We start from the raw sequence: 23705 nt of genomic DNA, 5'->3' as shown, positions 1-23705 counted from the left end.
TGCTCAGGTGACGATGGGGGCGCACAATCCACGGGTGACGCCCAATCCGTGCCTCCCCTAGGAGCGTTCATGAGCAGCGTTGCTTTGATCACCGGCGCGGCGAGTGGCATCGGGGCCGCCGTGGCGCGGCGGCTGGCCGCAGGCGGGGCCAACTGTGTGCTGGTCGATCGGGACGCCGAGGGCGTCGAGCGGGTCGGCAAGGAGGTCGGCGGTGTGTGGGTGGTGGGTGACGTCAGCTCCGAGGAGACGTCGGTACGAGCTGTGGCGCTCGCCGGTGAACGTTACGGCCGCCTGGATCTCGTGCATCTGAACGCCGGCACCAATGGTGGCGTCGACTTCTCCGCGTTCGACGCCGAGCGGTACCGCACGGTGATGGGGATCAACGCCGACTCCGTCGTCTACGGCGTCGCGGCGGCGCTTCCGCTGCTCAAGAGCTCCGGCGGTGGCTCGATCGTGGTCACGTCGTCGATGGCGGGGCTGGTCGGGTTCGGCCCTGACCCGATCTACTCGATGAGCAAGCACGCCGTGATCGGGCTGGTCAGGGCGCTCGTGGAGCCGCTGGCGGGGGCGGGGGTCAGGATCGGTGCTGTCTGTCCTGGTTTCACCGATACGCCGTTGATCGCGCCTGCCAAGGACTTCCTGCTGGCGGCCGGGCTGCCGATGATGACCGCCGACGAGGTGGCGGAGGCCGTGGACGGGCTGTTTCGGGACGAGTCGTCAGGGACGGTGCTGGTGGTGCAGGGCGGGATGGAGCCGACGCCGTACCGGCACGCGGATCTTCCAGGACCGACCGGCTGACGGCGGGCTCAATCCGTGCGGCGGCGGAAGATGCCGTAGAGGCCGCCGGCCAGGGAGAGGCCCACGATCGCGATGAGCCGGATCACGTCGGGGCCGCCGGTCACGGCGAGTTCGCCGGTGGGCGGGATGAGGAAGCCGGTGGCCAGCGCCCAGGCCGAGACTCCCGTCACCGCGGCGGCCCACAGGTCGGCGGCGGCCAGTGCGTACGCGCATCCGGCCAGGCCCATCACGAAGAACCGCAGCTCGAACTGGGCGGCCGGGATCAGCACCGCGGTGATCGCGCAGGCCGCGACCGCCACGAAGAAGCCGATGCCGATCAGGAGCTCGGTGGGGCGTGAGGTGGCGGGTTTGAGGCTGCGGAGGGGCATGAATCCCCATTCAAGGGTGAGATGGTCTTCAGGGCAAGCGATCTCGGCGGCGGCCGGGGTGATGAGGCAGGGCTTTCTGGGGCTGCGGACGGCCTATCCAGTATCCCCGTGGTGGTGCTGTCGGGCCCGGTGTCAGGTCAAACCGGTCTCCACCGTGGCCGTGCTGTCGAAGGTTCATGGGCCGGTAGGTGAATCTGGTCTCCACTGCGGCGGTGTTACTGGGGCCGGCCTCTTGCGGTGGCGGGACAACAGGAGGAGTGTGCCGGCGACGAGGCCGAGTGCCACGGTGGCCAGGCCCGAGCTGCCGAGGGTCGGGCGCGGGCCGAGGGCCGAGGTGAGTGGTCCGCCGAGGGCCGTGCCGATGGGTGACGCGGTGAGCAGTACCGCGCTGCGGGCGGCGAGCATCGCGGTCAGGTGCTGCGGCGGCGCCTTCGTCTGCATGAGCGTCACCGAGAGCGCCACGAACGGGCCGTAGATCATGCCGCCGAGCGCGAAGCCCGCGACGGTGACGGGCACCGGCACGTCGAACCAGAACGGCAGCAGGCACAGCCCCCAGCCGATCACCACGCCGATCGTCACGGGCCAGAGCGGCAGTTGCCGCAGCGCGCCGGTCGCGAGCCCGCCGAGCATCGCGCCGATGCCGAACAGCATCCAGTACAGGCCCAGCAGGGTGCCGGGCGCGTGCAGGTCGCCGGTCACGTGCAGCGGCAGGGCCACCTCGACGGGGCCGTACAGGAAGTTGAAGAACCAGGTGAGGGCGAGCAGGCCGAACAGTTCGGGGTGGGAGCGCAGCAACGCGAGGCCGCCGCGGGCGGCCGTCCGATCGACGGGTGACACCTGCGCGTCGGGGTCCGGTTCGGGCAGCGGGTCGGCGGGTGACACGTGCGCGTTGGGGTCCCGTTCTGGCAGCCGGGTCCGTACGACGAGCACGGCGAGGAACGCGTACGTCAGGGCGTCCAGGCCGAGGACGAGGGCCGCGTCCACGTACGTGACCAGCACTCCGGCGATGGCGGGACCGGCGATCGTGGCGGCGAAGGCGAGCGAGCTGAGGAGGGTGTTGGCGGCGAGCCGCTGCTCCCCCGGCAGCAGCTCGGCCAGCAAGGTGAACTTGCCCGCACTGCCCCACGCGTGCAGCAGGGACGAGAGGGCGAGCAGTGTCACGTACAGGGGCAAAGAGAGCAGACCGGCCAGCCAGCACAGTGGCACGGCGCCGAGGAGCACGCAGCGCAGCGCGTTGTCAGCGAGCAGCAGCCGCTTGGCGGGCACGCGGCGCAGCAGGCGGCCGAACGCCAGCGCCCCGACCACCCCCGGCAGCGTGCACGCGGCCACCGCGGCGCCCACCCACAGGCCCACGCTCCCCGGCGGCGCCAGCTCGATGGCGAGCCAGGCGACGGCGACGAAGCTCATGCCGTCGCCGAGGTAGGAGACGCCGAAGCCGAGGGTGAGCCGCCGGAACAAGCGGTTGGCCAGCACAGGACGGTAGGCGGAGGGAACGCGGATCAGGGGCATCGGCGGCTCAGGCACCGGGGGTGCGGGTGGGGGTAAACGGCATCGGGCGGCTCAGGCGCCGACGTACGCGGCGAGGTGTTCGCCCGTGAGGGTGGAACGGGCCGCGACGAGGTCGGCCGGAGTGCCTTCGAACACGATCCGCCCGCCGTCGTGCCCCGCCCCCGGCCCGAGGTCGATGATCCAGTCGGCGTGCGCCATGACCGCCTGGTGATGCTCGATCACGATCACCGACTTGCCCGCGTCCACCAGCCGGTCGAGCAGGCGGAGCAGTTGTTCGACGTCGGCGAGGTGGAGGCCGGCGGTGGGCTCGTCGAGGATGTAGACGCCGCCGCGTTCGGCCATGTGGGTGGCCAGCTTGAGCCGCTGCCGCTCGCCGCCGGACAGCGTGGTGAGCGGCTGGCCGAGGCTGAGGTAGCCGAGCCCGACGTCGGCGAGCCGGCCGAGGATGGCGTGCGCGGCCGGGGTGCGCGCCTCCCCCGCGCCGAAGAACTCCGCGGCCTCCTCGACCGACATGGCCAGCACCTGGCTGATGTCGCGCCCGCCGAGGCGGTGGTCGAGCACCGACGGGTCGAACCGCTTGCCCTCGCAGTCCTCGCAGGTGGTGGTCATGCCGGCCATCATGCCGAGGTCGGTGTAGATGACGCCGGCGCCGTTGCAGCCGGGGCAGGCGCCCTCGGAGTTGGCGCTGAAGAGCGCCGGCTTGACGCCGTTGGCCTTGGCGAACGCTTTGCGGATCGGGTCGAGCAGCCCGGTGTAGGTGGCCGGGTTGCTGCGCCGCGAGCCGCGGATCGCGCTCTGGTCGATCGACACCACGCCCGCGCCCGCCGGGATGGACCCGTGGATGAGCGAGCTCTTGCCGGACCCGGCCACGCCGGTGACCACGACGAGCACGCCGAGCGGGATGTCCACGTCGACGTTCTGCAGGTTGTGCGTGGTCGCGCCGCGGATCTCCAGCGCCCCGGTGGGCTTGCGCGTCTTCTCCTTGAGCGTGGCGCGGTCGTCGAGGTGGTGGCCGGTGATGGTGTCGCTGGCCCGAAGCCCTTCGACGGTGCCTTCGAAGCAGACGGTGCCGCCCGCCGTGCCGGCGCCGGGGCCGAGGTCGACGACGTGGTCGGCGATGGCGATCGTCTCCGGCTTGTGCTCCACGACCAGCACCGTGTTGCCCTTGTCGCGCAGCCGCAGCAGCAGGTCGTTCATCCGCTGGATGTCGTGGGGATGCAGCCCGATGGTGGGCTCGTCGAAGACGTACGTGGTGTCGGTGAGCGAGGAGCCGAGGTGGCGGATCATCTTGACGCGCTGCGCCTCGCCGCCCGACAGCGTGCCGGAGGCGCGGTCGAGGGAGAGGTAGCCGAGCCCGATCTCCACGAACGAGTCGAGGGTGTGCAGCAGCTTGCCGAGCAGCGGCGCGACCGACGGTTCGGCCAGGCCGCGGATCCACGTGGCGAGGTCGGTGATCTGCATGGCGCACGCCTCGGCGATGTTGACGCCGCCGATCCGGGAGGAGCGGGCCTCCTCGCTGAGCCGGGTGCCGTCGCAGCCGGGGCAGGTGGTGAACGTGACCGCCTGGTCCACGAAGGCCCGGATGTGCGGCTGCATCGACTCGCGGTCCTTGGCGAGGAACGTCTTCCTGATCTTCGGGATCAGCCCCTCGTAGGTGAGGTTGACGCCGTCGACCTTCACCTTCACCGGGTCCCGGTAGAGGAAGTCCTGGAGCTCCTGCTTGGTGTAGTCGCGGATCGGCTTGTCCGGGTCGACGAAGCCGGACTCGGCGTAGACGCGCACGGTCCAGAAGCTGTCGGACTTCCAGCCGGGGATCGTGAACGCTCCCTCGGCGAGCGACTTGGAGTCGTCGTAGAGCTGGGTGAGGTCGAGGTCGGTGACCGCGCCGCGGCCCTCGCAGGTCGGGCACATGCCGCCGATGCGGGTGAAGCTCGCCTTCTCGGTCTTGCGGTTGCCGCGTTCGACGGTGATCGCGCCCTTCGCGCGTACGGTGGGCACGTTGAAGGAGAACGCCTGGGGCGAGCCGATGTGCGGTTGCCCGATCCGGCTGAACAGGATGCGCAGCATCGCGTTGGCGTCGGTGGCGGTGCCGACCGTGGAGCGGGGGTCGGAGCCCATCCGCTGCTGGTCGACGAGGATGGCGGTGGTCAGCCCGTCGAGCACGTCGACCTCCGGCCGCGCCATCGTCGGCATGAAGCCTTGGACGAACGCGCTGTAGGTCTCGTTGATCAGCCGCTGCGACTCGGCCGCGATCGTGCCGAACACCAGGGAGCTCTTGCCCGACCCCGAGACGCCGGTGAACACCGTGAGGCGGCGCTTGGGCAGCTCGACGCTGACGTCCTTGAGGTTGTTGACGCGGGCGCCGTGCACGCGGATCAGGCCGTGGCTGTCGGCGACGTGCTGCTCGGACGACTGCTGAGGGGGCGTGCTCATCGTTTCTCCATCGTGTCGGGGGCTGCCTGGGCGGTCTCCGCCGGTGTTGACTCGAATTTAACCAGCTATGAGCGATATGTCCGTTTGCCTTCCGCTCCCGCCGCGAAGCGGGAGCGGAAGCGGGCCGCTCACTTGTCCTGCAGCAGCCCGAGAACGTTGCCGTCGGGGTCGGTGAACGTGGCCACCACGCGAGTGCCGCCCACCTTGCGCGGGGCTGACTTCACGGTGGCGCCGGCCGCGGTCACCTCCGCCAGTTTGGCGTCGATGTCGTCGACCTGCCAGTAGACCGTGGGCGAGGACAGGTCCTCGGTCTTGCCGCCGGGCACCAGCCCGATCTGCTCGTTCTCGCACTCGAAACCGACGTAGTAGGGGTCGTCGGTCTGCGGCTGGAAGCCGAGCAGCGCGGCGTAGACCGCCTTGGCGGCCTGGATGTCGGACACGGGGTGCAGCACGGTCTTGATGCCCTGGTTGGAGGTCATGCTCGCTCCTGGATTCGTGGGTTCACCAGCCCGGAGACGGTGCTCCGGGCTGTTCGTGACCTTCACGCTAGGGGCGGGGCGAGGGGTGGCGCTTCTCGAATCCTGCTCGCTTGGTTTCGCCCTCCGCGAGCTGCTCAGCGAAGGGCTCAGAGAGAGAACGTCATCGTGCCCGCGCCGTGGACGCCGGTGATCCCCCGGGTGGCGCAGGTGCTCACGTTCGAGGTCGGGGTCGCGGTGCCGGCGGTACGGGCGCCCGCCAGCGGACCCCTGACGATCTTGCCGCTGAGCAGCATGTCGCCGGGGTTGTGGCTGCGTACCTGGCCGGCCTCCGGGCGCAGGGTGGACACGCCCGCCTCCCGGCCGTCCGCGCCGTACCAGGTGATCTGGCCCTTGCCGCGGATGTTCTGCACACCGGTGCAGAAGGCGCGGCCGGTTCCGTGGACGGTCAGGCGGCCGGAGCGCAGGTTCGCCGCGGACGGAGCGGTGCCGGAGCAGCCGGTGAGAACGAGCGTGCCCTGGGCGGTGACCGTACGCGGGAGGAAGCCCACGGCCGGCGTGAACGTCACCGGCTGCCCGGCCGCGGTGCTGATCCGGCAGGTCAGGACGGTCTGCGCGGCGTGCGTGGACCCGCGCGTGGACACCGGCGGCGCAGCCGCGGCCATGCAGGCGACGGCGGCGAAAAGAATCTTGGACATGTTCGTGCTCCCTCGGTACGGGCTACCAGCGCAGCAGTACGGTTCCGGCGCTCACCCCGCTGGCCAGCCCCACCAGGGCGACCAGGTCGCCGCGCTGCACACGCCCGGCTCGGATCGCCTGGTGCAGCTGCGCCGGCAGGCTGGAGGCGACCAGGTTGCCGTGCTCGACGATCGTCACCTCGACCTTGTCGAGCGGGATCCCGGCCAGCTCGCAGATCAGGTTCAGCGACGCCAGCGACGCCTGGTGCACGCAGATCGCGGCCAGGTCGTCCCATTCGAGCCCGCGCTCGGTCAGCGGCCCGGTCAGCGCGGCGCGGTCGAGTTTGCGCACGCCGACGGCCAGGTCCACGAAGTCGACCCGGAAGGGGGCCACCTCGAAGCCGCCCTCGGGGGCCGGCGTGATCGGCATGACGGCGGCCGGCCAGTGGCTGGAGTTCGCGCAGAAGCGGTGGGCGACGACGCCGGGCGCGGCGGCGGCCTGCAGCAGCAGGGCCGTGCCCGAGTCGGAGACGGTGTAGGAGGGGATGGCGGCGACGAAGTCGTCGGGCGACTCCACCCGCCAGCGGATGGAGGAGGTCGCGATCTCGCCGCAGGCGATGAGGATCGTCCGGTACAGGCCGGCCGCGATGAGCGCGTCGGCCAGCTCGATCGCGTTGAGCACGCTGTTGCAGGCGTTGCGCACGTCGAACACCGGGCAGCCGGCGCCCAGCTCGGCGGCGACCATGTGCGCGGTGGCGGGCTCGACGGCGTCGCAGCTCACCCCGGCGAAGATGATCAGATCGAGGGACGGCGCGGCCAGGCCGGTCTCCTCCATCACCTGGCGGGCGGCGGCGACGGCCATCGTGGCGGCCGTCTGGCCGGGGCCGGCCAGGTGCCGCCGCTGCACGCCGGTGGCCTGCTCGATGAGGCCGCGCGGGATGCGCACGCCGGGGCTGCTCTCGGTCAGCCGCTCCTCCAGCTCGGCGGTGGTCATGCTCCGCTCGGGCAGGTGCACGGCCACCCCGGCCACGTGCGCGTAGTTCATGCTCATCCCCCTCGTGTCCCCGTGCGGCCACGATAGGGAGGGGGCGGGATCGCGGCCGGTGCGCGAATCGCCGCACCGGCAAACTTGATCAATTCCTTAACGGGTGGCGTCGCGTCACAAGTGATCATCTTTCCCGCCATCGGCGAGGCTGGGCGACACAACGGTCAGCACGCCCGGCGGAAGGAAGCGGACATGAGCGACGAGGAGATCATGACGTTGGTACGCGAGCGCTGCGCGAGCATCCTGAAGGTCCACCCGAGCAGGGTCACCGAGGACGCGCGGCTGCGCGAGGACCTGGAGGCCGACAGCCTCGACCTGGCCGAGCTCCATGTCGTCATGGAGGAGGAGTGGGGGTCGATGCCGCGCGAGGCGCTCGCCGACGTGCGGACCGTGGGCGACGTCATGGTGCGCGCCCGCGAGTTGGTCGCGGAGCGCACGGGATGAGGCCGCACCAACGGATCGCCGTCACCGGCATGGGCGTGCGCACGCCCGCCGGCTCACGGCTCAAGGAACTGTGGAACGCGCTGCTGTCCGGGCAGTCCACCGCCCGGCGCATCACCTCCTTCGACACCACCGGCATCGGCACCGAGTTCGCCTGCCAGATCCACGACCTGGACATCACGGACTACCTGACGCCCAAACAGGCCGCCCGGATGGACCGCGTGACCCAGCTCGGGGTGTGCGCGGCGGCCGACGCGCTGGGCGACGCGGGCGCCTTCCGGGTGCCGGCCGAGCGGCAGGCGGTCGTGACCGGCAGCGGCTTCGGCGGCACCCTGACGTACGAGGACTGCCTGCTGGACGCCAAGGCTCCGGGGCGCGGAAACCCCGGGCCGCTGCACGTGCCGATGGTCATGCCGAACGCCCTGGCCGCCGCGATCAGCATCCGCCACCGGATCCTGGGCCCCAGCCTGTCGGTGGCCACCGCGTGCGCGTCCGGCGCCCATGCCGTGGTCGAGGCGGCCCGGCTGCTGCGCGACGGCACCGCGGACGTGGTCGTCGCCGGGGGCGCGGAGGCGTGCGTCACGCCGACCGTGCTGCTGGCCTTCCACCGCTGCCGCGCCCTGTCCGAACGCAACGAGGCCCCTGAGCTGGCCAGCAGGCCCTTCGACCGCGACCGCGACGGGTTCGTGCTGGCCGAGGGCGCCGCGTTCCTCGTCCTGGAGAACCTTGAGCACGCGCTGGCCCGCGACGCCCACGTCTACGCCGAGCTGACCGGCTGCGGGCTCACCTCCGACGCCCACCACATCACCGCGCCGCCCGCGCAGGGCGACGGGGCCGCCCGCTGCATGCGTGCCGCGCTCGCCGACGCCGGGCTCGGCCCGGAGGAGATCACGCACGTCAACGCGCACGGCAGCGGCACGCCGCTGAACGACCTGGCCGAGGCTCAGGCGATCAGCGCCGTGTTCGGGGCCGGCGCGGTGCCGGTGACTTCCACCAAGGGCATCACCGGGCACGCCATCGGGGCCGCCGGGGCGATCGAGGCCGTGGCCGCCGTGCTGGCGCTGAACGAACGGACGATTCCGCCCACGGCCAATCTCCATTCGATCGATCCGGAGTGTGCTGTGGATGTCGTCGGGCAGGTGCGGCCGATGGCGGCTGGGCCGGTGATGTCCAATTCGTTCGGGTTCGGTGGTCACAATGCCACTCTGATCTTCGCGCCGGTCTGAGGAGAGCTTTCATGCGCGCTTACACCGCCGCCTGCTGTGTCGCCCTCTGTGCCGCCCTCTTGCCGGCTGTCCCGGCGGTCGCTGATTCCGAGGACTCCTTGGTTCCCGTGGAGCCGGTGCCGGTCGGTGGGGATGTGCTGGGCAAGTTCTGCATCAGCGTTCCCGTGAACACGCTCGCCCAGACCTTCGCCGCCTTCTTCGGCCTGGCCGGCACGGGTGGCGGGACGGTGACCGCAGCACAAGCCGGGGTCCAGTCTGCGGTCCCCGCTCCGGCTCCGGTTGCGGTGCCGGCTCCGGTGAACGCCTCGCTCGCCGGTACGCAGTCGCTCGCGGGCGTTCCGCTGATGGAGCGGCTTCTCCTGGATACGGGCCTGCCGCGGGACCTGACCATCCTCGAGGCCGTGCCCTGCTAGGCGAGGCCGCCTATCGGCGAGTTGTTGTAGAGGCCGCCGACGCAGATCAGGCGGCTGGAGCTGGCAGCGCTGGGGAGGACCACGCCGGCCCCCAGCACGCAGTCGATCGCGGTCACGGTGCCCGGCACGGGCGCGGCGGCGGCCTGGGCCTGGCCCGCGGCGGCCAGTGACAGCACGGCTCCGGCGGCTCCCGTGACGATGGCGGCGGCAAATCGGTGCATGGCTACTCCCATCACTCTTGGTTATATTTCGCTACAGATCGTTACCAATGGTGGATCATCCAAAACGCTTGGAGGAGGTGGCATCGGTGGGTTCAGGGCTTTTCGACGTCGTGGCGATGACCGAGCGATGGGTGCACACCCGTCCCGACGCCGTCGCCTGCCACATCGACGGCCGCCGTCACGCCGAGACGCTCACGTACACGGAGCTGAACGACCTCATCGACCGCACCGCGCGGACCCTGGTGGGCGCGGGGGTGGGCGCGGGGACGAGGACGGTGGTGCTGGTGCCGCCGGGGCGGGAACTGGTGGCGGTGGTCATGGCGCTGTTCCGGCTGCGGGCGGTGCCGATTCTGGTCGATCCCGGGCTCGGGGCGCGCGCCATGGGTGCGTGCTTCGCGGAGGCGGCTCCCGAGGCGTTCGTCGGGGTGCCGCGCGCCCACCTGGCGCGGGTCCTGCTGGGGTGGGGGCGGGGCAGCGTACGTACGACGGTCACGGTGCGCTCGCATGGCCGCCGGCCGGCAACCGGGCTAGCGGTGGAGTCCGGGACGGGTGGTGCCGAGGACTTGGCGTTGATCGCTTTCACCTCCGGGTCCACCGGTCCGCCCAAAGGGGTGCCTTTCCGGCGTCGGCATCTGGCGGGGCAGACGGAGTTGCTGGCCCGGCTCGGTGCGCTGACGCCCGGCGCGGTCGTCTACTCGACCTTTCTGCCGTTCGCGCTGGCCGCGCCGTCGATGGGCTGCGGATCGGTCATCCCCCGGCTCGACCCGCGTCATCCCGAGCGGGGTGACCCGGCCGTGATGGCCGGCTCCATCGCGGCCCATGGCGTCACCGGACTGTTCGCCGCGCCCGCGTTGCTGGATCGGCTCGCCCGTCACTGCGTCGAACGCGACCCGCGCCTCGCCACCGTCGAGACCGTGCTCACCGCGGGCGCGCCGCTGCCCTTCTCCGTGCTCCAGCGCGCCCAGCGGTGCCTGCCCGCCCACGCCGAGGTGTGCTCGGTGTATGGCTCCACCGAGTGTCTGCTGGTGAGCGCGGCGGACGCGGCCGAGCTGACCGCGACGGCCCCCGCGACCGCGCACGGCGCGGGCACCTGCCTGGGCAGGCCGCTGCCGGGCAACCGGGTACGCGTCATCGCCGTCACCGACGAGGCCATCTCCGAGTGGTCGGACGATCTGCTGGTCCCGCCGGGAACGGTGGGGGAGATCACCGTGGCGGGCCCGGCGGTGAGCGACCCGTACCTCGGCCGTCCCCATGACACGGCACTCGCGCGCATCGCCGGCGAGGACGGGCCCGTGCACCGCATGGGGGATCTGGGCCGGTTGGACGAGCAGGGACGGCTGTGGTTCGCCGGCCGCAAGAGCGAGCGGGTGCGTACGCCGGACGGCGATCTCTACACCGACCAGGTCGAACCCGTCTTCAACGCGCTGCCGGGCGTGCGCCGCACCGCGCTGGTCGGCGTAGGCCCGGCGGGAGGCCAGATTCCCGTGCTCTGCGTGGAGTGCGAGCCGGGCACGTCGCGGCGCGAACGGCGCGAGATCGCGGAACGGGTCCGCGCACACGGCCCCGACCTGGGCGAGGTGCTGCCGCACCGAGGTTTCCCGATGGACGTCAGGCACGCCAGCAAGATCCGCCGCCCGCTGCTGGCCCGGTGGGCGGCCCGCGAGCTGGGCCGGTGCGGCCGATGAGGGTCCTGGTGACCGGCGGCGGAGGCTTCCTCGGCCGCGCCGTCTCCCGGCTCCTCGCCGAACGCGGTCACGAGGTCGCCACCTTCCAGCGCCGAGTCCTCGACCCGGCCATACGGGACATCGTCCATTTCGCCGGTGATGTCCGTGACCCGGATGCCGTGTACGCCGCCGTCCAGGGCCGCGATGCCGTGGTGCACTGTGCCGCCCTGGCCGGTGTCTGGGGCCCGGCCCGCGACTACCGCGAGGTCAACGTCGGCGGCACGGCCAACGTGATCCACGCCTGCCTGCGGGCCGGTGTCCCCCGCCTGGTGCACACCTCCTCGCCCAGCGTCGTCCACGACGGGCGGGATCTGGAGGGCGTGGACGAGTCGGCCCCGTACGCCCGCCGCTTCCTCGCCCCCTACCCGGCGACGAAGGCCAAGGCCGAGCGGCTGGTGCTGGCGGCCGATGGCGGGCGGCTGGCCACCGTGGCCCTGCGTCCGCACCTGATCTGGGGGCCGGGGGACCCGCACTTCCTGCCCAGGTTCGTGGAACGGGCGCGGCGCGGCCGGCTGGTGCTGCCGCGCGTGCCGGGCAAACGCGTCGACACCGTCTACATCGACAACGCCGCACGAGCACACGTGCTGGCGCTGGAGGCGCTCTCCCCCGGCTCGCCGGCCGCCGGCCGGGCCTACTTCGTCGCGCAGGACGAGCCGGCGCCGATCGCGGACTGGATCAACGGCCTGCTCGCGGCGGCGGGGCTCGCCCCGGTCACGCCCCGGGTGCCGGCCCGCGTGGCCCGGCTGGCGGGCGGCGTCGTCGAGCACGCCTACCGGCTCGCCCGCGTACGGTCGCAGCCGCCGCTGACCCGGCTCACCGTCGTGCAGGCCACCACGTCGCACTGGTTCGACCTCACCGCCGCCCGCCGCGACCTCGGCTACGAACCCCTGGTCAGCACGGCGGAGGGCCTGTCACGGCTGACCGCTCACCTCAACGGCCACCGGAGTTAAGAGCGTCATGACCCTGCCCGGTTACCCGTTCGCCTCGCACTTCCTCACCCGCGCCGGCCTGACCCAGCACTACGTGGACGAGGGCGACGGCGCGCCCGTCCTCATGCTGCACGGCAACCCGTCGTGGAGCTACCTGTGGCGCCGCCTCATCGTGGCGCTGCGGGCCGAGCACCGCTGCGTCGCCCCCGACCACATCGGCATGGGCCTGTCGGACAAGCCGGACGAGGACCGCTACGCGTACACGCTCGCCTCCCGCGTGGACGACCTGGACGCGCTCACCGATCACCTCATCGCCGCGCAGGGCGCCCCGGAGCGCGGGTGGACGGTGGTGATGCACGACTGGGGCGGCCCGATCGGCATGGCCTGGGCGAGCCGACACCCCGAGCGGGTGGCCCGCCTCGTGGTGCTCAACACGGCCGCCTTCCCCAACCCGCACGGCGCACGAGTACGCCCCGCGCTCCGTCTGCCGCTGTGGCTGCTGCGCGAGACCCGGATGGGCGCCCGGCTGTTCCTGCGCCACCACGCCTTCGCCAGGCTGGCCACGCTGCCGCCGTTCGGGGTGCGGCGCCGCCTGCCCAAGGAGGTGCGCGACGCCTTCCTCGCCCCTGACGACGGACGGGGGCACCGGGTGGCGGTGCGGCGGTTCGTGGGGGACATCCCGCTCGGTCCCGGCGACCAGGCGTGGCCGTTGCTGACGCGGACGGGGGAGAGCCTGGGGGAGTTCGCCGACCGGCCCGTGCTGATCGGCTGGGGGCTGCGAGACCCGGTCTTCGACCCGCTCATGCTGACCGAGTGGCGGCGTCGCTTCCCCGGCGCCGAGGTGCACGCCTTTCCCGACGCGGGCCACTACGTGCTGGAGGACGCGTACGAACGGCTCGTCCCCGCCATCGAGGAGTTCCTGCGGCGCTGACCCGGCAGCCACCAGTTGTGCCGGCCGAGCAGCCGCATCAGCGCCGGGACCAGCACCATCCTGATGAGAGTGGCGTCGAGCACGATCGCGACGGCCACGGCGAACCCGCCCTGCTGGAAGTCGAGCCGCCGGGTGAACATCAGCCCGGAGAAGGTGACGGCCATGATCGCGGCGGCCAGCGTGATCGGGCGCGCGGTGTGCCGCAGCCCGTGCAGCACGGCGGCCGTGTTGTCACCGGTACGGCGGTAGTGCTCGTGGACGCGGTGGACGAGGAAGACCTCGTAGTCCATGGACAGGCCGAACACGATGGTGAAGACGATCAGGGGGAGCAGCGCGTTGACGTCCGTCGCCGGATCCTGGAAGGTCAGCGTGAGCAGGCCGAACGTGGCGCACACGCAGAGCAGGTTCATCGCGACCGCCTTCAGCGGGATCAGCAGGCTGCGGAACGTGATCAGCAGCAGCGCGAACGAGGCCAGCAGGACGACGAGGAGCACCCGCCACAGCCCGTCGAGCGCCCCCGCCGTCAGGTCGCGCAGCCGCGTCGCCGGCCCGACGGCGAGCACCCGCTGACCGGCGGGCAGCAGGCGCGCGGCCCGTTCGTGCACGTCCCGCAGGAAGGCGACGGCGGCCGCGCTGTCCGGGGCGGACCGGTCGGCGACCAGCATCAGCGTCAGGTCCCTGCCGTTGTCGAACTCGCTGACCACGGACACCCTGGGGTCGGCCCGCAGCGCGGCGCTCAGCGCGCTCGTGTCCACCGGGCCCGAGCCGGGCGGATGCGGCAGGGCCAGGCTGGTCAGGCTGGCCACCTTGTCGGCTTCCAACTGCTCCAGCCCGGTGCCCATGTCGGTGCCGGCCAGCGTGGCGCGGTCGTAGTGCAGCCCGGTACGCAGGTGCAGGGCCGGCAGGGCGAGCAGGAGCAGCACCGCGACGGCCGCCGCCGCGTACGGCACCGGATGACGCATCAGCTGCCGCGCGCCCCGCACCCACCTGGGCTCCCGCTCACCCCGCGCCCACGCGGGCTCGCGTTCCCGGTCGCGTCGCCGCCAGGGGAGTGTGCCCCACGCGAGCAGGCCGTCCAGCCGGGGGAGCAGCGCCGGCGCCAGGGTCAGCGCCGCCGAGAGCGTGGCCAGGGCGGACAGCAGACCGGCCAGCGCCATCGAACCCGCCCACGGCACCCCGGCCAGGAACAACGCACAAGAGGTGATCATGATGGCCAGGGCGCACCAGGTCACCGTGCTGCCCGCCGTGGCGACGGCGTGCCCGGCCGCGGACTCGGGGGACCGGCCGCCGGCCCGCGCCTGGCGGTACCGCAGCAGGATGAGCAGGCTGTAGTCCAGGCCGAGGCCCAGGGTCATGGTGACGGTGTAGGTGAGCATGGTCGAGTCGGCGTGTCCGTACGTACCGGCCAGGGCGAGCGCGCCCATCGCGGTCAGGATCGCCGCACCGCCCACCAGCAGCGGCACCAGGGCCGCGCCCACCGCGCCGAGCCCGAGCACCAGCAGCAGCACGGCCACCGGGACGGTCATGGTCTCCATCGCCCGCAGATCGGCCATGTCGGTGTGGGCGAGCTGGGCGAACGCGCGGCCGGCGCCCAGGATCGTGACCGAGACGGCTCCCCCCGACGCCTGTCTCGCCGCCTCCTGAGCGGTCGCGAGCTGGGCGGGCAGGTTGCGCTGCCGGGCCCGCTCGTCGCCGTGCACGCCGGTCAGCACGTACGCGTGCCCGGGATGCTGGCCGGCGACCTCGGGCAGCGGCAGCAGCGCCCCGACGTCCTGACGGGCGGCCATCGCGTTCATCACGGCGGCCATCACGCGCTGGTACCCCGGCTCGGCGGCACGCAGCGTGGCCGAGGTGAAGGCCAGCACCACCTGCTCGGTGCCCTGCTCGGGGAAGCCGCGCGCGATCACGGCCGCCGCGACGGCCGACTCCGAGCCAGGCACCTCCAGCGAGGGCGGCGCCAGCCGCGCCGGCAGCCCGGGCAGCAGCGCCGCCGCGCCGGCGGCCAGGACCAGCCACAACGCGATCACCAGCCGCCCGCGGCGGGCCATGGCGGACCCCCACCTGCCCAGCGCGCCCGGCGTGGGTTCGACGAGGGCCGGATCACGACGGATGCTCCCGACCGGCATGAGTCCCGCCTTTCCCGATCAATCGGGGGCTCACAGTAGGCAAAGCAGCGGCGGCGGACCCGGCTCACCCGCCCGGCCGCGCACACACGTTTGCCGGGGCATTGACCAGCTTTGATATCGGCTCCGCTATCGACGCGCGGGGGATCTCAATATTGGACGCCCCTTGATCGGCTCTGCTCTGCTGGAGCGACGTCGCATCCGGGCGAGTGAAAGCAGGTACGAGGCGAATGTTCCTTGCGCAGTCCACCACGTCCCGCCGGGCCCTGCTGTCGGCCGCGGCCCTGCTGCCGCTGGCGGGCGGCACCCCCGCGCAGGCCACCACCGCGCAGGCCGCCGCGCCGGGGAGCGCGCGCGACCACTACGCCAGGGCGGCGAAGCTGGCCGGCCGCGATCCGGTGCTCAAGTCCCTGGTCAAGGCGCTCACTCCGGGCGTGACAGCGCCCAATCCGAAGGCGCCGGAGCCGCTGCGGATCTTCGACAACGTGGCCGTGGTGAGCACCGGATTCGTCTCGGTCACGGCCCTGCTCACCTCGGGCGGCGTCATCCTGATCGACGCGCTGGGATCGCCTGACGAGGCCGCGAAGGTCATTGTCCCCCAGCTGAAGTCGCTGGGCGTCGAGCCGTCGGCGATCAAGTACGTGGTGGCCGCCCACGGGCACGCCGACCACTTCGGCGGCGCCCAGTACCTCGCCGACCGCTACGGCGCCCGCGTCATGATGAGCCCGAAGGACTGGGATCTCCTCGCCGCGGAGAAGCCGCAGCACGCCCCCAAGCGTGACCTCGACATCGCCGACGGCCGCCGCCTGACCCTCGGCGACACGACGATCTCCTTCCACCACACCCCCGGCCACACGCCGGGCACCGTCTCGATGATCTTCCCGGCGCGGTGGAAGGGACGGCGGCACACCGCGATGTTGTGGGGCGGCACCAACCCGCCTGCGGCCGTCGCCGACAAGCGGGTCTACCTCGCCTCCGTGCTCGCCTTCGCCTCCCGGATGCGCAAGGCGGGGGTGGAGGTGGAGCTGAACAACCACGGGTCCGCCGATCACGGCCTGGCGCGCATGGAGGAACTGCGCGCGGGGGCGGCGGCGAACCCGTTCGTCCTCGGACGGGCGCGGACGCAGCGGTTCATGAAGGTCATGGAGGCCATGATGCGCGGCCGGATCGCCACGGACCTGGAGGCCGGGAAATAACCGGTGGACGTCGGCGGACAGGCTGTTCTAGCCTCGCCCGGACGACTCTCGAGCCACGCGATGAGGTGCTTTGTATGAAGGTCCAGGCGCGTTCGGCCGGTGCGAACCGGTCCAGTCACGTACGAATCGCGTCTACGACCCGAAGGAACCTCAGAAGTGGATCTTCCACGTAGCATCACCATCCGCGAGCACAGCCACCGCATCCTCAACCCCGTCACCGCCGGCAAACTCGCCACCCTGGGCCGGGCGCTCGACCTGCCGGCCGGCAGCCGGCTGCTCGACCTGGCCAGCGGCAAGGGCGAGATGTTGTGCACCTGGGCCCGCGACCACGGCGTACGCGGCACCGGAGTCGACGTCAGCACCGTGTTCACCGCGGCGGCGCGCGCTCGGGCCGCCGAGCTGGGCGTCGGAGCGGCCGTCACGTTCGTGCACGGCGACGCCTCCACCTACGTCGCCGACGAGCCGGTCGACGTCGTGTCCTGCATTGGCGCGACCTGGATCGGCGGCGGCCTGCGGGGCACCGTCGAGCTGCTCGAACGCAGCCTGCGTCCCGGCGGCCTGATGCTGATCGGGGAGCCGTACTGGCGGCTCGACCCGCCCGACCAGGCCACCGTCGAGGGCTGCCACATGCGCGACAAGGGCGACCTGCGCTCCCTGCCGGGGCTGGTCGGGCAGTTCGGCGAGCTCGGCTGGGACGTCGTCGAGATGGTCCTGGCCGACCAGGACAGCTGGGACAGGTACGTGGCTCCGCAGTGGCTCAACCTGCGGCGCTGGCTCGACTCGAACCCCGATGACGAGCTGGCGGCCGAGCTGCGCGCGGAGCTGGACGAGTCGCCGGTGCGGCATGTCCGCTACCAGCGTGAATACCTCGGCTGGGGCATCTTCGCCCTCATGAGGCGGTCCGGCTGACCCGGGGCGGGGCCCCGGTCCTTCGCGCCGGGGCCCCGCCGACCACCACTGATCAGTTCGAGAAATTTTGATCCGACGGGGTGACGCGCGGGCCCGCCGATACCATCCGGCCGGTGATGATCCAGAAGATGAGCGTACGGACCGGCGCCGTCGTGGGCGCGGTCGCCGTGCTCGCCGGCATGAGCGCCCCGGCCCAAGCGGCGGAGAACTACGGCCAGTACTCCATGTTCGGCGCGCGCAGCGCCGGCCAGCACTGGGCCGACGGGCAGGCGGCGGGGCAGTGGACCTGGAAGCCCCTGTCGTCCACGACGTCGGAGATCAGCTGGGGCGATCCGAAGAAGTGGCCGCCCGCGTCCGCCGAGAAGTTCGTCCGCACCGGCGGCTGGCTGATGCTGGACGGCTGGCGCGACAACGGCACCTACTACACCGTACGGGTCACCAAGGAGCAGATCGGTGACGCCAAGTGCGGAAATCTCACGACTATCGCCACCTCGGGGCGGCAGCACTACGTCAAATGGGCGATTCCCGCACAGGGCTACTGCATGAAGGCGTGGGGGACGATCACCGAGCAGTCGTCGGGCAAGACCATCGACTTCGGGCACACCCAGATCTGGTCGCCGCCGGCCTCCTGCTCGAACCAGTACCTGGGGGCTCAGACCTGCGTCAAGCAGTGGGAGTCCTGGTGGGACAACCGGGGCAACCCGGGCGAGCCGATCGTCAGGAAGCTCGAACGCGATCAGTACATCGCGCGGGGCCAGGGCATGGCGTTCAAGATTCACCAGTACTTCCCGAAGGAGTGGAAGTCCGAGGCGCGGTCGTACTGGAACTGGTGACGGAGGCCGCTCCACCGGGTCGTTCGTCCACAGGGTGTGGGGTGCGGGCTGGGGAGGGGCGCGTACCCGTCCCCATACAGGTACGGGCCCCTTCCTCGCCGCCGTTTCAGGCAGCTTTTGAGGTGTGGTACGGACACTCGTTGCCCGCCGAAAGCATGGCCCTGACCTGGGAGAACACACTTCTTGCCGAGGTGGGGCCATGGGGTCGCCCGAAGTCGCGGCCGTCACCGGCGGACGGGCGGCCGCGGGAGCCGTCCGGCGCGGAGGCCGAAACGACGTTATCCACAGGAGAGGCCAGTTATCCACAGACTGTGCATCGTGTGGAAAAGAGCCCCGCCGAGCCCCTCTTCAGCCGCCGGCCGCGCGCCTGAGTTGCCGGGCCCGCGCGCCGGCGTCCGTGGGCAGGCCGCGCTCGGCCAGCCCGGCCGAGACCCGCTCGCGCACCTCCGGCCGATGGTCGTCGAACTTGAACTTGGCCCGCACGTCCACCACCCGCAGCCGCAGCCCGCGCAGCGCCGACAGCAGCTTGTGGTACGGCCCCGCGCCGGCGGCCATCTCGCCGTGATCGCCGTCCGGCTGGTGGTGGGCCAGCTGGCGGCGCACGATCTCCGCCTTGCCCTCCCTGTCGTCCACGATCTCGGCCTGGCAGACGAGCTGGACGGAGGCGTAGTAGCTGGTCGGCACGCCCGTCTCGGGAGAGTCGCCACGCCAGCCGCTCGGGATGAAGGCGTAGTCGTCGTACACGCTCACCACCGCCGCGGGGTTCGCCTCCAGCGCCGCCCAGATCGGGTTGGGCCGGGCCAGGTGCAGCACGATCTCCTCCCCGTCGAACAGGAAGTGGGTCGGCACCACCACGGGGGCCGCGCCGCCCACGCCGTTGACCGCGATCTGGCCGAAGTCGCGCGTACGCAGCCACTCACGCCACTCGTCCTCGTTCCTGGCGGCGTCCCATGGGTTGATGAGCATGGCGAACCTCTTTGTATTAGTACATACTTAACATTGTGCTAGAAACATATCCGTTCACCGGCGGAACGGCCAGCGAGATCGCGTCCGGAGTCGAGGTCGCCGTGTCCGAGGGCCGGCTGCCACCAGGGGCGGTGCTGCCGCCGGTGCGCGAGGTGGCCGAGCGGGCGGGGGTCAGCCCCGGCACGGCGGCGGCCGCGTACCGGCTGCTGCGCCAGCGCGGCGTCGTGGAGACCGCGGGCCGGCGCGGCACGCGGGTCAGGCCGCGACCCGCCAGCACGTTCCGCGAGGAGATCCGCATCGAGGCGCCGCCGGGCGTGCGCGACCTGTCCCGGGGCAACCCCAATCCCGCCCTGCTCCCGCCGCTGCACGAGGCACTCGCCGCCGCCGCGCGGGCGCACGAGGAGAGCCCCGCCATGTACGGCACCGGCGACGACGAGGAGCTCATCACCCTGGCCAGAGCCCGGCTGCGGGCCGACGGCGTACCTGCCGAGGCGCTGGCGATCACCTCCGGCACCCTCGACGCCGTCGAACGCGTGCTCACCGCCCACCTGCGTCCCGGCGACCCGGTCGCCGTCGAGGACCCGGGCTGGACGGCCCTGCTCGACCTGGTCGCCGTCCTCGGGCTGCGCCCGGTGCCGATGCGGCTGGACGAGGAGGGCCCACTGCCGGACGAGCTCGCGCGGGCACTGCGGGCAGGGGTGCGCGCCGTGGTGATCACCGCTCGCGCGCAGAACCCGACGGGAGCGGCCCTGTCCGCCGCGCGGGCGCGGGAGTTGCGGGCGCTGCTCGCGGCCAGTCCTGAGGTGCTGCTGATCGAGGACGACCACGGCTCCGGCTTCGTGGACCTGCCGCCGTATCCGCTGGCCGGGGCCACCGCGCGCTGGATCCACACCCGCTCCACCGCCAAGGCGTTCGGCCCCGACCTGCGCCTCGCCCTGATCGCCGGCGACCCGGTCACGCTCGACCGGCTGCGCGGGCGGCAGCGGCTGGCCGCGGGCTGGGTTAGTCATCTGCTGCAACGCGTCGTCGCCCACCTCTGGCGGACGGAGGCGGTGGACTCCGCGGCGGTCGCGGCGGCGTACGGGCTGCGCAGGAACGGCCTGGTGGCGGCGCTGGCGGCGCGCGGCGTCACCGCGGACGGCCGCAGCGGGCTGAACGTGTGGATCCCCGTCGCGGACGAGAGCACCGCGATCACCCGGCTGCTGGCGCGCGGCTGGGCGTGCGCGCCCGGCGCGCGCAACCGCATCGGCTCGCCGCCCGCGCTGCGCCTGACCGTCTCCACCCTGACCCAGGAGGAGATCGAGCCGCTGGCCGACGACCTGGCCGCCGCCCTGCGCCCTGCCTCGACGGGCAGGTACGGCTAGGACGGCGGCCAGCCTGATGATCAGGAGAGCAGGGTCTCCCCGATCCACCCGCCGGGCGCGCACCCCGGCGGGATGGCGAACACGGCCGACCCGATCGCGCTGATCCACTCGTTCAGCAGGTCACCCTCGGCCAGCATGCGCTGCACCGGGACGAACTGCCGGCCGATGTCCGCCTGGAAGGAGGCGAACAGCAGCCCCGAGTCCGACTCGCCCTCGGCGCTCAGCCCCTCGTCGTAGTTGTAGGGCCGCCGGAGCAGTCGCGACGCGGGATCGGCCACGTGCGCCCGCCGGATGTGGGCGAACTCGGAGATGACCGGGAACCCGAGGGCGTTCTTGCGCGCGTAGTCGGGCGCGTCGCGCTCGGCCGCGCCGGTGAGCGGCGCGCCGTCGCTCAGCCGCCGCCCGATGGTGAACTCCCTGGCCACCCGGTCGGCGGCGTCCCAGGTCTCCAGTTTCATCCGGATCCTGCGCAACACCATCGTGGTGCCGCCGCGCATCGGGCCCTGGCCGATCCAGACGGCCTTGTCGAGGTCGGTGGCGTTGCCCGTGCCCTCGATCTGGCCCATCAGGTTGCGCCTGGTGGGGCTGTGGAAGCCGCGCTGCGTCCACCGTACGCGGGCGAAGGAGCGTGCGTCCTTCACGATCATCCGTACGGCGTGCGCCACGCTCACGCTGTCGTCCGCGCACACCTGGACCAGGAGATCGCCACCGCTCCAGCGCTTGTCCAGCCGGTCCGTCTTGAACGCGGGCAGCGCGGCCACCGGCGAGTCCACCCCGGCCGCCGCGAACAGCCCCGGCCCGAACCCGAACGTGCACGTGAGCCCGCCCGGGGTCATGGCCAGTTCGGGCTCGGTGTCCGCCAGCGCGGGCCGCCCCTGGGTGAGGCGGGCCGCGTCGTCGGTCAGGAGCTGGAGCAGCCGCACGATCGCCTCCTTACGGGTGCGCGGCAGCAGGTCGAAGCCGAGGAACACCGCGTGCGCCTGCGGCGGTGTGGCCACGCCCGCCTGGTGCGTCCCGTGGAACGGCGTCACCTCGGTGGAGGTGAGCCTGATCACCTGCCGCTCGGCCCGGTGCGGCCCGAGCACGCCGGCGGCGGTGACGGCGCCGCCGGTGATCAGCCCTCTGCGGCTGATCACTTGTGCCCCGGCTGGTAGTCCTCCTCGCCGCCGGCGAAGTCCTTGCCCACGGCGGTGAACTCCAGCGGCGCGCCGCCCTGAACCTGCAGCGTGAACGAGATCCTCGCCCCCGGCCGCACCTCCTCGGTGACGCCCATCAGCATGATGTGGTCACCGCCGGGCTTGAGCTCGTGGGTGCCGCCCGCAGGCACGACGAACCCGCCCTCCTTGGGCTGCATGACCATCTTGCCGCCGGATTCCACCACCTCGTGCAGCTCGATCTTGGGCGACAGCGGGGAGGCGCCGGAGACGATCGTGACGGGCGCGGCGCCGCTGTTGACCAGCGTCCCGAACGCCGCGGTCATCCCTTCCTTCGTGGTCTTCACCCAGGGGTCGGTGATGCTCAGTCCGGCGGCCGGGGCGGTGGCCGGAGCGGTGGCTTGGGCTGAGGTGGTGGCCTGGGCCGAGGTGGTGGCCTGTGCGGCGGGCTCGTAGGCGTCGGCGCAGGCGGTCAGCGCCACGGCGGTGGCGGCGAGTACGAGGGCATGTCGAACGAACATGGCAAAAGGCCTTTCTCCGCCCGGCATGCCGAAGCAGACCCTGCCGGGCGGCGGGGGTCGTCATAGAGGGGAGAACGTCTTGCCGGACCCGGAGGTCAGGCGGCGACGGCCCGCGGCGGGCCCCTTCTGCTGACGACGTGCCGCAGCACGGCCGAGCGCAGCACGCGCGGCTCGGGCGTACCCAGGGATGCGGAGAAAGGAGTGACGAGCAGCGGCAGCCGGACGACGACCAGCAACCGCACGGCCAGGCGGCGCAGCAGCGCCCAGAGCGCGGCCTCGCCGCGCGCCAGCCAGAGCGCGGTCAGCCCGACCGCCCAGCCGTGGGCGGCGAGCATGCCCAGGCCCGGCACCAGCCCCGAGTGCAGGTGGATGGCCGGCGCCGCGGGCGAGACCGTGTGGGACAGGCTGAACAGCAGGTGCAGCAGCACCTGGAGGCCGGCGAGCAGCGGCAGGATCAGCGCGAGCGAGCGCTCACGCCCCGCCAGTGGGTACGCGGCCCCGAACGCCAGTCCTAACGCCACCACCATGGCGGGGGCGGGCACGGACGAGCCGCCGAGCACGTGAGCCGCCACGCCGAGCCCGAGGCACACGACGGCGAACACCGCGGTGCGGGCGAGACGGAGCGACAGCGCCATGGATCTAGCATTCCACGCCGGCCCGGCGGTCCGGGCGTCGATCCCGATTCACGTGAAACCATCGCCCTCGCCACCAAGACCCGGATAATCGAGTCTGATGCCTAAATTTCGGGACTTGTCGGAGTATGCGGCGGAAATCGCCCCGGTCATCAACGTCGCCCACGTCAATGTGCACGCCTCGGCCGCCCAACCCCTCGCCGACCTGGCCGCCGCCTCGGGCCTGACCCCCGCGTACCTGTACGACCTGCGCTTCACCCTCCCCCTCCGTCCGCTGCCCCGCACCGGCCTGGCCGTCCTCTACCGGTACGCCTCCGACCAGGAACGAACCCTCCTTCAGCACCTCGACGAAGGCACCTTGACCGAGGACGGCGACGGGCTGCTGCGGCTGACGGACAAGGGCCTGGATTTCGTCCACCACGTCTACGACCTGCACGCCGCCGCTGTGGCCCGCGTCTGGGCGGGCCACGACCTGGCCGGGCCCGCCGAGCTGGTGGGCCGGGTGCTCGCCGCCGCCGAACGGCTGCCGGGCGGGGCACTGGAGCTGGTGGCACCGCCGTACGAGCCGGAGGGCACGGGGCCGGGGCTGCGTCTGTTCAACCGTCTCGCCGCCCTCCGCTACCATCGCGCCGACGCGCATGCGGCGGCATGGCGTTCGGAGGGCCTGTCCGCGTCCGAGATCGTCGACCTGCGGGACGGCCCCGAACGCACCGCAATCGAGGCCGAGACAAACCGGCGCGCGTCGGCACCGTACGGGGCACTGTCCGAGACGGAACGCGACACCCTGTACGACATCCTCCTCAAACTCATCTGACC

The 23705-nt window shown here is 72.2% G+C and carries 24 protein-coding genes; 12 read left to right on the top strand and 12 right to left on the bottom strand.

Features of this window, described 5'->3' with window-relative positions:
• Positions 1-69: 69 nt before the first annotated feature.
• Positions 70-798, top strand: coding sequence for an SDR family oxidoreductase (locus AB0C27_RS08175; protein WP_357839632.1), 729 nt, complete (start codon positions 70-72; stop codon positions 796-798).
• An 8-nt stretch (positions 799-806) separates the two neighbouring features.
• Here the strand turns inward: AB0C27_RS08175 and AB0C27_RS08170 are convergent, their stop codons facing one another.
• The 6 genes from AB0C27_RS08170 to AB0C27_RS08145 all read right to left on the bottom strand — a co-directional run bounded on the left by AB0C27_RS08170 (position 807) and on the right by AB0C27_RS08145 (position 7306).
• Complete coding sequence (locus AB0C27_RS08170) at positions 807-1166, bottom strand: hypothetical protein (RefSeq protein ID WP_357839629.1); 360 nt, start codon at positions 1164-1166, stop codon at positions 807-809.
• Between the two features lie 174 nt (positions 1167-1340).
• Entirely contained in the window at positions 1341-2675 is a 1335-nt protein-coding gene (locus tag AB0C27_RS08165) for an MFS transporter (protein ID WP_357839626.1), read from the bottom strand.
• Between the two features lie 51 nt (positions 2676-2726).
• Complete coding sequence (locus tag AB0C27_RS08160) at positions 2727-5108, bottom strand: excinuclease ABC subunit UvrA (protein ID WP_357839623.1); 2382 nt, start codon at positions 5106-5108, stop codon at positions 2727-2729.
• Between the two features lie 128 nt (positions 5109-5236).
• Positions 5237-5587, bottom strand: a complete 351-nt coding sequence (locus AB0C27_RS08155; RefSeq protein WP_357839620.1) for a VOC family protein — start codon at positions 5585-5587, stop codon at positions 5237-5239.
• A gap of 146 nt (positions 5588-5733) precedes the next feature.
• Positions 5734-6282, bottom strand: coding sequence for a hypothetical protein (locus AB0C27_RS08150; protein ID WP_357839617.1), 549 nt, complete (start codon positions 6280-6282; stop codon positions 5734-5736).
• A gap of 22 nt (positions 6283-6304) precedes the next feature.
• Entirely contained in the window at positions 6305-7306 is a 1002-nt protein-coding gene (locus AB0C27_RS08145) for a 3-oxoacyl-[acyl-carrier-protein] synthase III C-terminal domain-containing protein (protein WP_357839614.1), read from the bottom strand.
• A gap of 192 nt (positions 7307-7498) precedes the next feature.
• Between AB0C27_RS08145 and AB0C27_RS08140 the strand changes: the two genes are divergently transcribed.
• Genes AB0C27_RS08140 through AB0C27_RS08130 form a run of 3 tightly spaced genes read left to right on the top strand, consistent with a single transcriptional unit; the run spans position 7499 to position 9386 of the window.
• Complete coding sequence (locus AB0C27_RS08140; protein ID WP_357839611.1) at positions 7499-7750, top strand: phosphopantetheine-binding protein; 252 nt, start codon at positions 7499-7501, stop codon at positions 7748-7750.
• The gene (locus AB0C27_RS08135) at positions 7747-8973 is read left to right on the top strand and encodes a beta-ketoacyl-[acyl-carrier-protein] synthase family protein (RefSeq protein WP_357839608.1); all 1227 of its coding nucleotides are present in this window, start codon (positions 7747-7749) and stop codon (positions 8971-8973) included. Before AB0C27_RS08140 ends, AB0C27_RS08135 begins: the two co-directional genes overlap by 4 nt.
• An 11-nt stretch (positions 8974-8984) precedes the next feature.
• Positions 8985-9386 (top strand): hypothetical protein, encoded by a 402-nt coding sequence (locus tag AB0C27_RS08130; protein ID WP_357839605.1) that lies wholly within the window; start codon positions 8985-8987, stop codon positions 9384-9386.
• Here AB0C27_RS08130 and AB0C27_RS08125 read toward each other — a convergent pair.
• Positions 9383-9607, bottom strand: a complete 225-nt coding sequence (locus AB0C27_RS08125; protein ID WP_357839602.1) for a hypothetical protein — start codon at positions 9605-9607, stop codon at positions 9383-9385. The two genes, AB0C27_RS08130 and AB0C27_RS08125, sit on opposite strands and share 4 nt — an antisense overlap.
• An 86-nt stretch (positions 9608-9693) precedes the next feature.
• Here AB0C27_RS08125 and AB0C27_RS08120 point away from each other — a divergent pair, with 86 nt between their 5' ends.
• From AB0C27_RS08120 to AB0C27_RS08110, 3 genes are read left to right on the top strand one after another with little or no spacing between them, the layout of a single operon-like run.
• Positions 9694-11292 (top strand): fatty acid CoA ligase family protein, encoded by a 1599-nt coding sequence (locus tag AB0C27_RS08120; protein WP_357839599.1) that lies wholly within the window; start codon positions 9694-9696, stop codon positions 11290-11292.
• On the top strand, positions 11289-12281 hold the full coding sequence (locus AB0C27_RS08115) for an NAD-dependent epimerase/dehydratase family protein (RefSeq protein WP_357839596.1): 993 nt from the start codon (positions 11289-11291) through the stop codon (positions 12279-12281). Before AB0C27_RS08120 ends, AB0C27_RS08115 begins: the two co-directional genes overlap by 4 nt.
• A 7-nt stretch (positions 12282-12288) precedes the next feature.
• Positions 12289-13191: an alpha/beta fold hydrolase gene (locus AB0C27_RS08110; RefSeq protein WP_357839593.1), complete on the top strand. Its 903-nt coding sequence runs from the start codon at positions 12289-12291 to the stop codon at positions 13189-13191.
• Here the strand turns inward: AB0C27_RS08110 and AB0C27_RS08105 are convergent.
• Entirely contained in the window at positions 13128-15317 is a 2190-nt protein-coding gene (locus tag AB0C27_RS08105) for an MMPL family transporter (protein WP_357839589.1), read from the bottom strand. The genes AB0C27_RS08110 and AB0C27_RS08105 overlap by 64 nt on opposite strands.
• A 227-nt stretch (positions 15318-15544) precedes the next feature.
• On the opposite strand from AB0C27_RS08105, the gene AB0C27_RS08100 reads away from it, so the two are divergent.
• The 3 genes from AB0C27_RS08100 (at position 15545) to AB0C27_RS08090 (ending at position 18252) form a co-directional block, all read left to right on the top strand.
• On the top strand, positions 15545-16510 hold the full coding sequence (locus AB0C27_RS08100; protein ID WP_357839586.1) for an MBL fold metallo-hydrolase: 966 nt from the start codon (positions 15545-15547) through the stop codon (positions 16508-16510).
• 156 nt (positions 16511-16666) lie between these two features.
• Positions 16667-17419 carry a class I SAM-dependent methyltransferase gene (locus AB0C27_RS08095; protein WP_357839583.1) on the top strand — a complete coding sequence of 251 codons (753 nt, stop codon included), beginning with the start codon at positions 16667-16669 and terminating at the stop codon, positions 17417-17419.
• A 113-nt stretch (positions 17420-17532) separates the two neighbouring features.
• Positions 17533-18252 (top strand): hypothetical protein, encoded by a 720-nt coding sequence (locus AB0C27_RS08090; RefSeq protein ID WP_357839580.1) that lies wholly within the window; start codon positions 17533-17535, stop codon positions 18250-18252.
• A gap of 348 nt (positions 18253-18600) precedes the next feature.
• On the opposite strand, the gene AB0C27_RS08085 is transcribed toward AB0C27_RS08090, so the two are convergent.
• Positions 18601-19218, bottom strand: a complete 618-nt coding sequence (locus AB0C27_RS08085) for an FMN-binding negative transcriptional regulator (protein ID WP_357839577.1) — start codon at positions 19216-19218, stop codon at positions 18601-18603.
• A 35-nt stretch (positions 19219-19253) separates the two neighbouring features.
• Here AB0C27_RS08085 and AB0C27_RS08080 point away from each other — a divergent pair, with 35 nt between their 5' ends.
• Positions 19254-20582 carry an aminotransferase class I/II-fold pyridoxal phosphate-dependent enzyme gene (locus AB0C27_RS08080; RefSeq protein ID WP_357839574.1) on the top strand — a complete coding sequence of 443 codons (1329 nt, stop codon included), beginning with the start codon at positions 19254-19256 and terminating at the stop codon, positions 20580-20582.
• Between the two features lie 20 nt (positions 20583-20602).
• On the opposite strand, the gene AB0C27_RS08075 is transcribed toward AB0C27_RS08080, so the two are convergent.
• The 3 genes from AB0C27_RS08075 to AB0C27_RS08065 form a co-directional block, all read right to left on the bottom strand.
• Positions 20603-21667: a Dyp-type peroxidase gene (locus AB0C27_RS08075; protein ID WP_357840670.1), complete on the bottom strand. Its 1065-nt coding sequence runs from the start codon at positions 21665-21667 to the stop codon at positions 20603-20605.
• A 47-nt stretch (positions 21668-21714) separates the two neighbouring features.
• Positions 21715-22257: a copper chaperone PCu(A)C gene (locus AB0C27_RS08070; RefSeq protein WP_357839571.1), complete on the bottom strand. Its 543-nt coding sequence runs from the start codon at positions 22255-22257 to the stop codon at positions 21715-21717.
• 95 nt (positions 22258-22352) lie between these two features.
• The gene (locus tag AB0C27_RS08065; protein ID WP_357839568.1) at positions 22353-22892 is read right to left on the bottom strand and encodes an MFS transporter; all 540 of its coding nucleotides are present in this window, start codon (positions 22890-22892) and stop codon (positions 22353-22355) included.
• Positions 22893-23007: 115 nt separating this feature from the next.
• On the opposite strand from AB0C27_RS08065, the gene AB0C27_RS08060 reads away from it, so the two are divergent.
• Positions 23008-23703 (top strand): hypothetical protein, encoded by a 696-nt coding sequence (locus AB0C27_RS08060; protein ID WP_357839565.1) that lies wholly within the window; start codon positions 23008-23010, stop codon positions 23701-23703.
• The last annotated feature ends 2 nt before the right edge of the window (positions 23704-23705 follow it).

Origin of the sequence: Nonomuraea sp. NPDC048882 (assembly GCF_040649755.1) — a bacterium.
Lineage (GTDB): Bacteria > Actinomycetota > Actinomycetes > Streptosporangiales > Streptosporangiaceae > Nonomuraea > Nonomuraea maheshkhaliensis.
Note: the sequence above shows the minus strand (reverse complement) of the source record. Positions and strands in the feature narration are given on the sequence as shown.

Coding starts and splice junctions, on each gene's coding strand:
- AB0C27_RS08125 (WP_357839602.1), bottom strand. CDS start 9,607: ATGCACCGATTTGCCGCCGCCATCGTCACGGGAGCCGCCGGAGCCGTG.
- AB0C27_RS08070 (WP_357839571.1), bottom strand. CDS start 22,257: ATGTTCGTTCGACATGCCCTCGTACTCGCCGCCACCGCCGTGGCGCTG.
- AB0C27_RS08105 (WP_357839589.1), bottom strand. CDS start 15,317: ATGCCGGTCGGGAGCATCCGTCGTGATCCGGCCCTCGTCGAACCCACG.
- AB0C27_RS08115 (WP_357839596.1), top strand. CDS start 11,289: ATGAGGGTCCTGGTGACCGGCGGCGGAGGCTTCCTCGGCCGCGCCGTC.
- AB0C27_RS08110 (WP_357839593.1), top strand. CDS start 12,289: ATGACCCTGCCCGGTTACCCGTTCGCCTCGCACTTCCTCACCCGCGCC.
- AB0C27_RS08165 (WP_357839626.1), bottom strand. CDS start 2,675: ATGCCCCTGATCCGCGTTCCCTCCGCCTACCGTCCTGTGCTGGCCAAC.
- AB0C27_RS08085 (WP_357839577.1), bottom strand. CDS start 19,218: ATGCTCATCAACCCATGGGACGCCGCCAGGAACGAGGACGAGTGGCGT.
- AB0C27_RS08140 (WP_357839611.1), top strand. CDS start 7,499: ATGAGCGACGAGGAGATCATGACGTTGGTACGCGAGCGCTGCGCGAGC.
- AB0C27_RS08135 (WP_357839608.1), top strand. CDS start 7,747: ATGAGGCCGCACCAACGGATCGCCGTCACCGGCATGGGCGTGCGCACG.
- AB0C27_RS08065 (WP_357839568.1), bottom strand. CDS start 22,892: ATGGCGCTGTCGCTCCGTCTCGCCCGCACCGCGGTGTTCGCCGTCGTG.
- AB0C27_RS08155 (WP_357839620.1), bottom strand. CDS start 5,587: ATGACCTCCAACCAGGGCATCAAGACCGTGCTGCACCCCGTGTCCGAC.
- AB0C27_RS08100 (WP_357839586.1), top strand. CDS start 15,545: ATGTTCCTTGCGCAGTCCACCACGTCCCGCCGGGCCCTGCTGTCGGCC.
- AB0C27_RS08175 (WP_357839632.1), top strand. CDS start 70: ATGAGCAGCGTTGCTTTGATCACCGGCGCGGCGAGTGGCATCGGGGCC.
- AB0C27_RS08130 (WP_357839605.1), top strand. CDS start 8,985: ATGCGCGCTTACACCGCCGCCTGCTGTGTCGCCCTCTGTGCCGCCCTC.
- AB0C27_RS08170 (WP_357839629.1), bottom strand. CDS start 1,166: ATGCCCCTCCGCAGCCTCAAACCCGCCACCTCACGCCCCACCGAGCTC.
- AB0C27_RS08145 (WP_357839614.1), bottom strand. CDS start 7,306: ATGAACTACGCGCACGTGGCCGGGGTGGCCGTGCACCTGCCCGAGCGG.
- AB0C27_RS08150 (WP_357839617.1), bottom strand. CDS start 6,282: ATGTCCAAGATTCTTTTCGCCGCCGTCGCCTGCATGGCCGCGGCTGCG.
- AB0C27_RS08160 (WP_357839623.1), bottom strand. CDS start 5,108: ATGAGCACGCCCCCTCAGCAGTCGTCCGAGCAGCACGTCGCCGACAGC.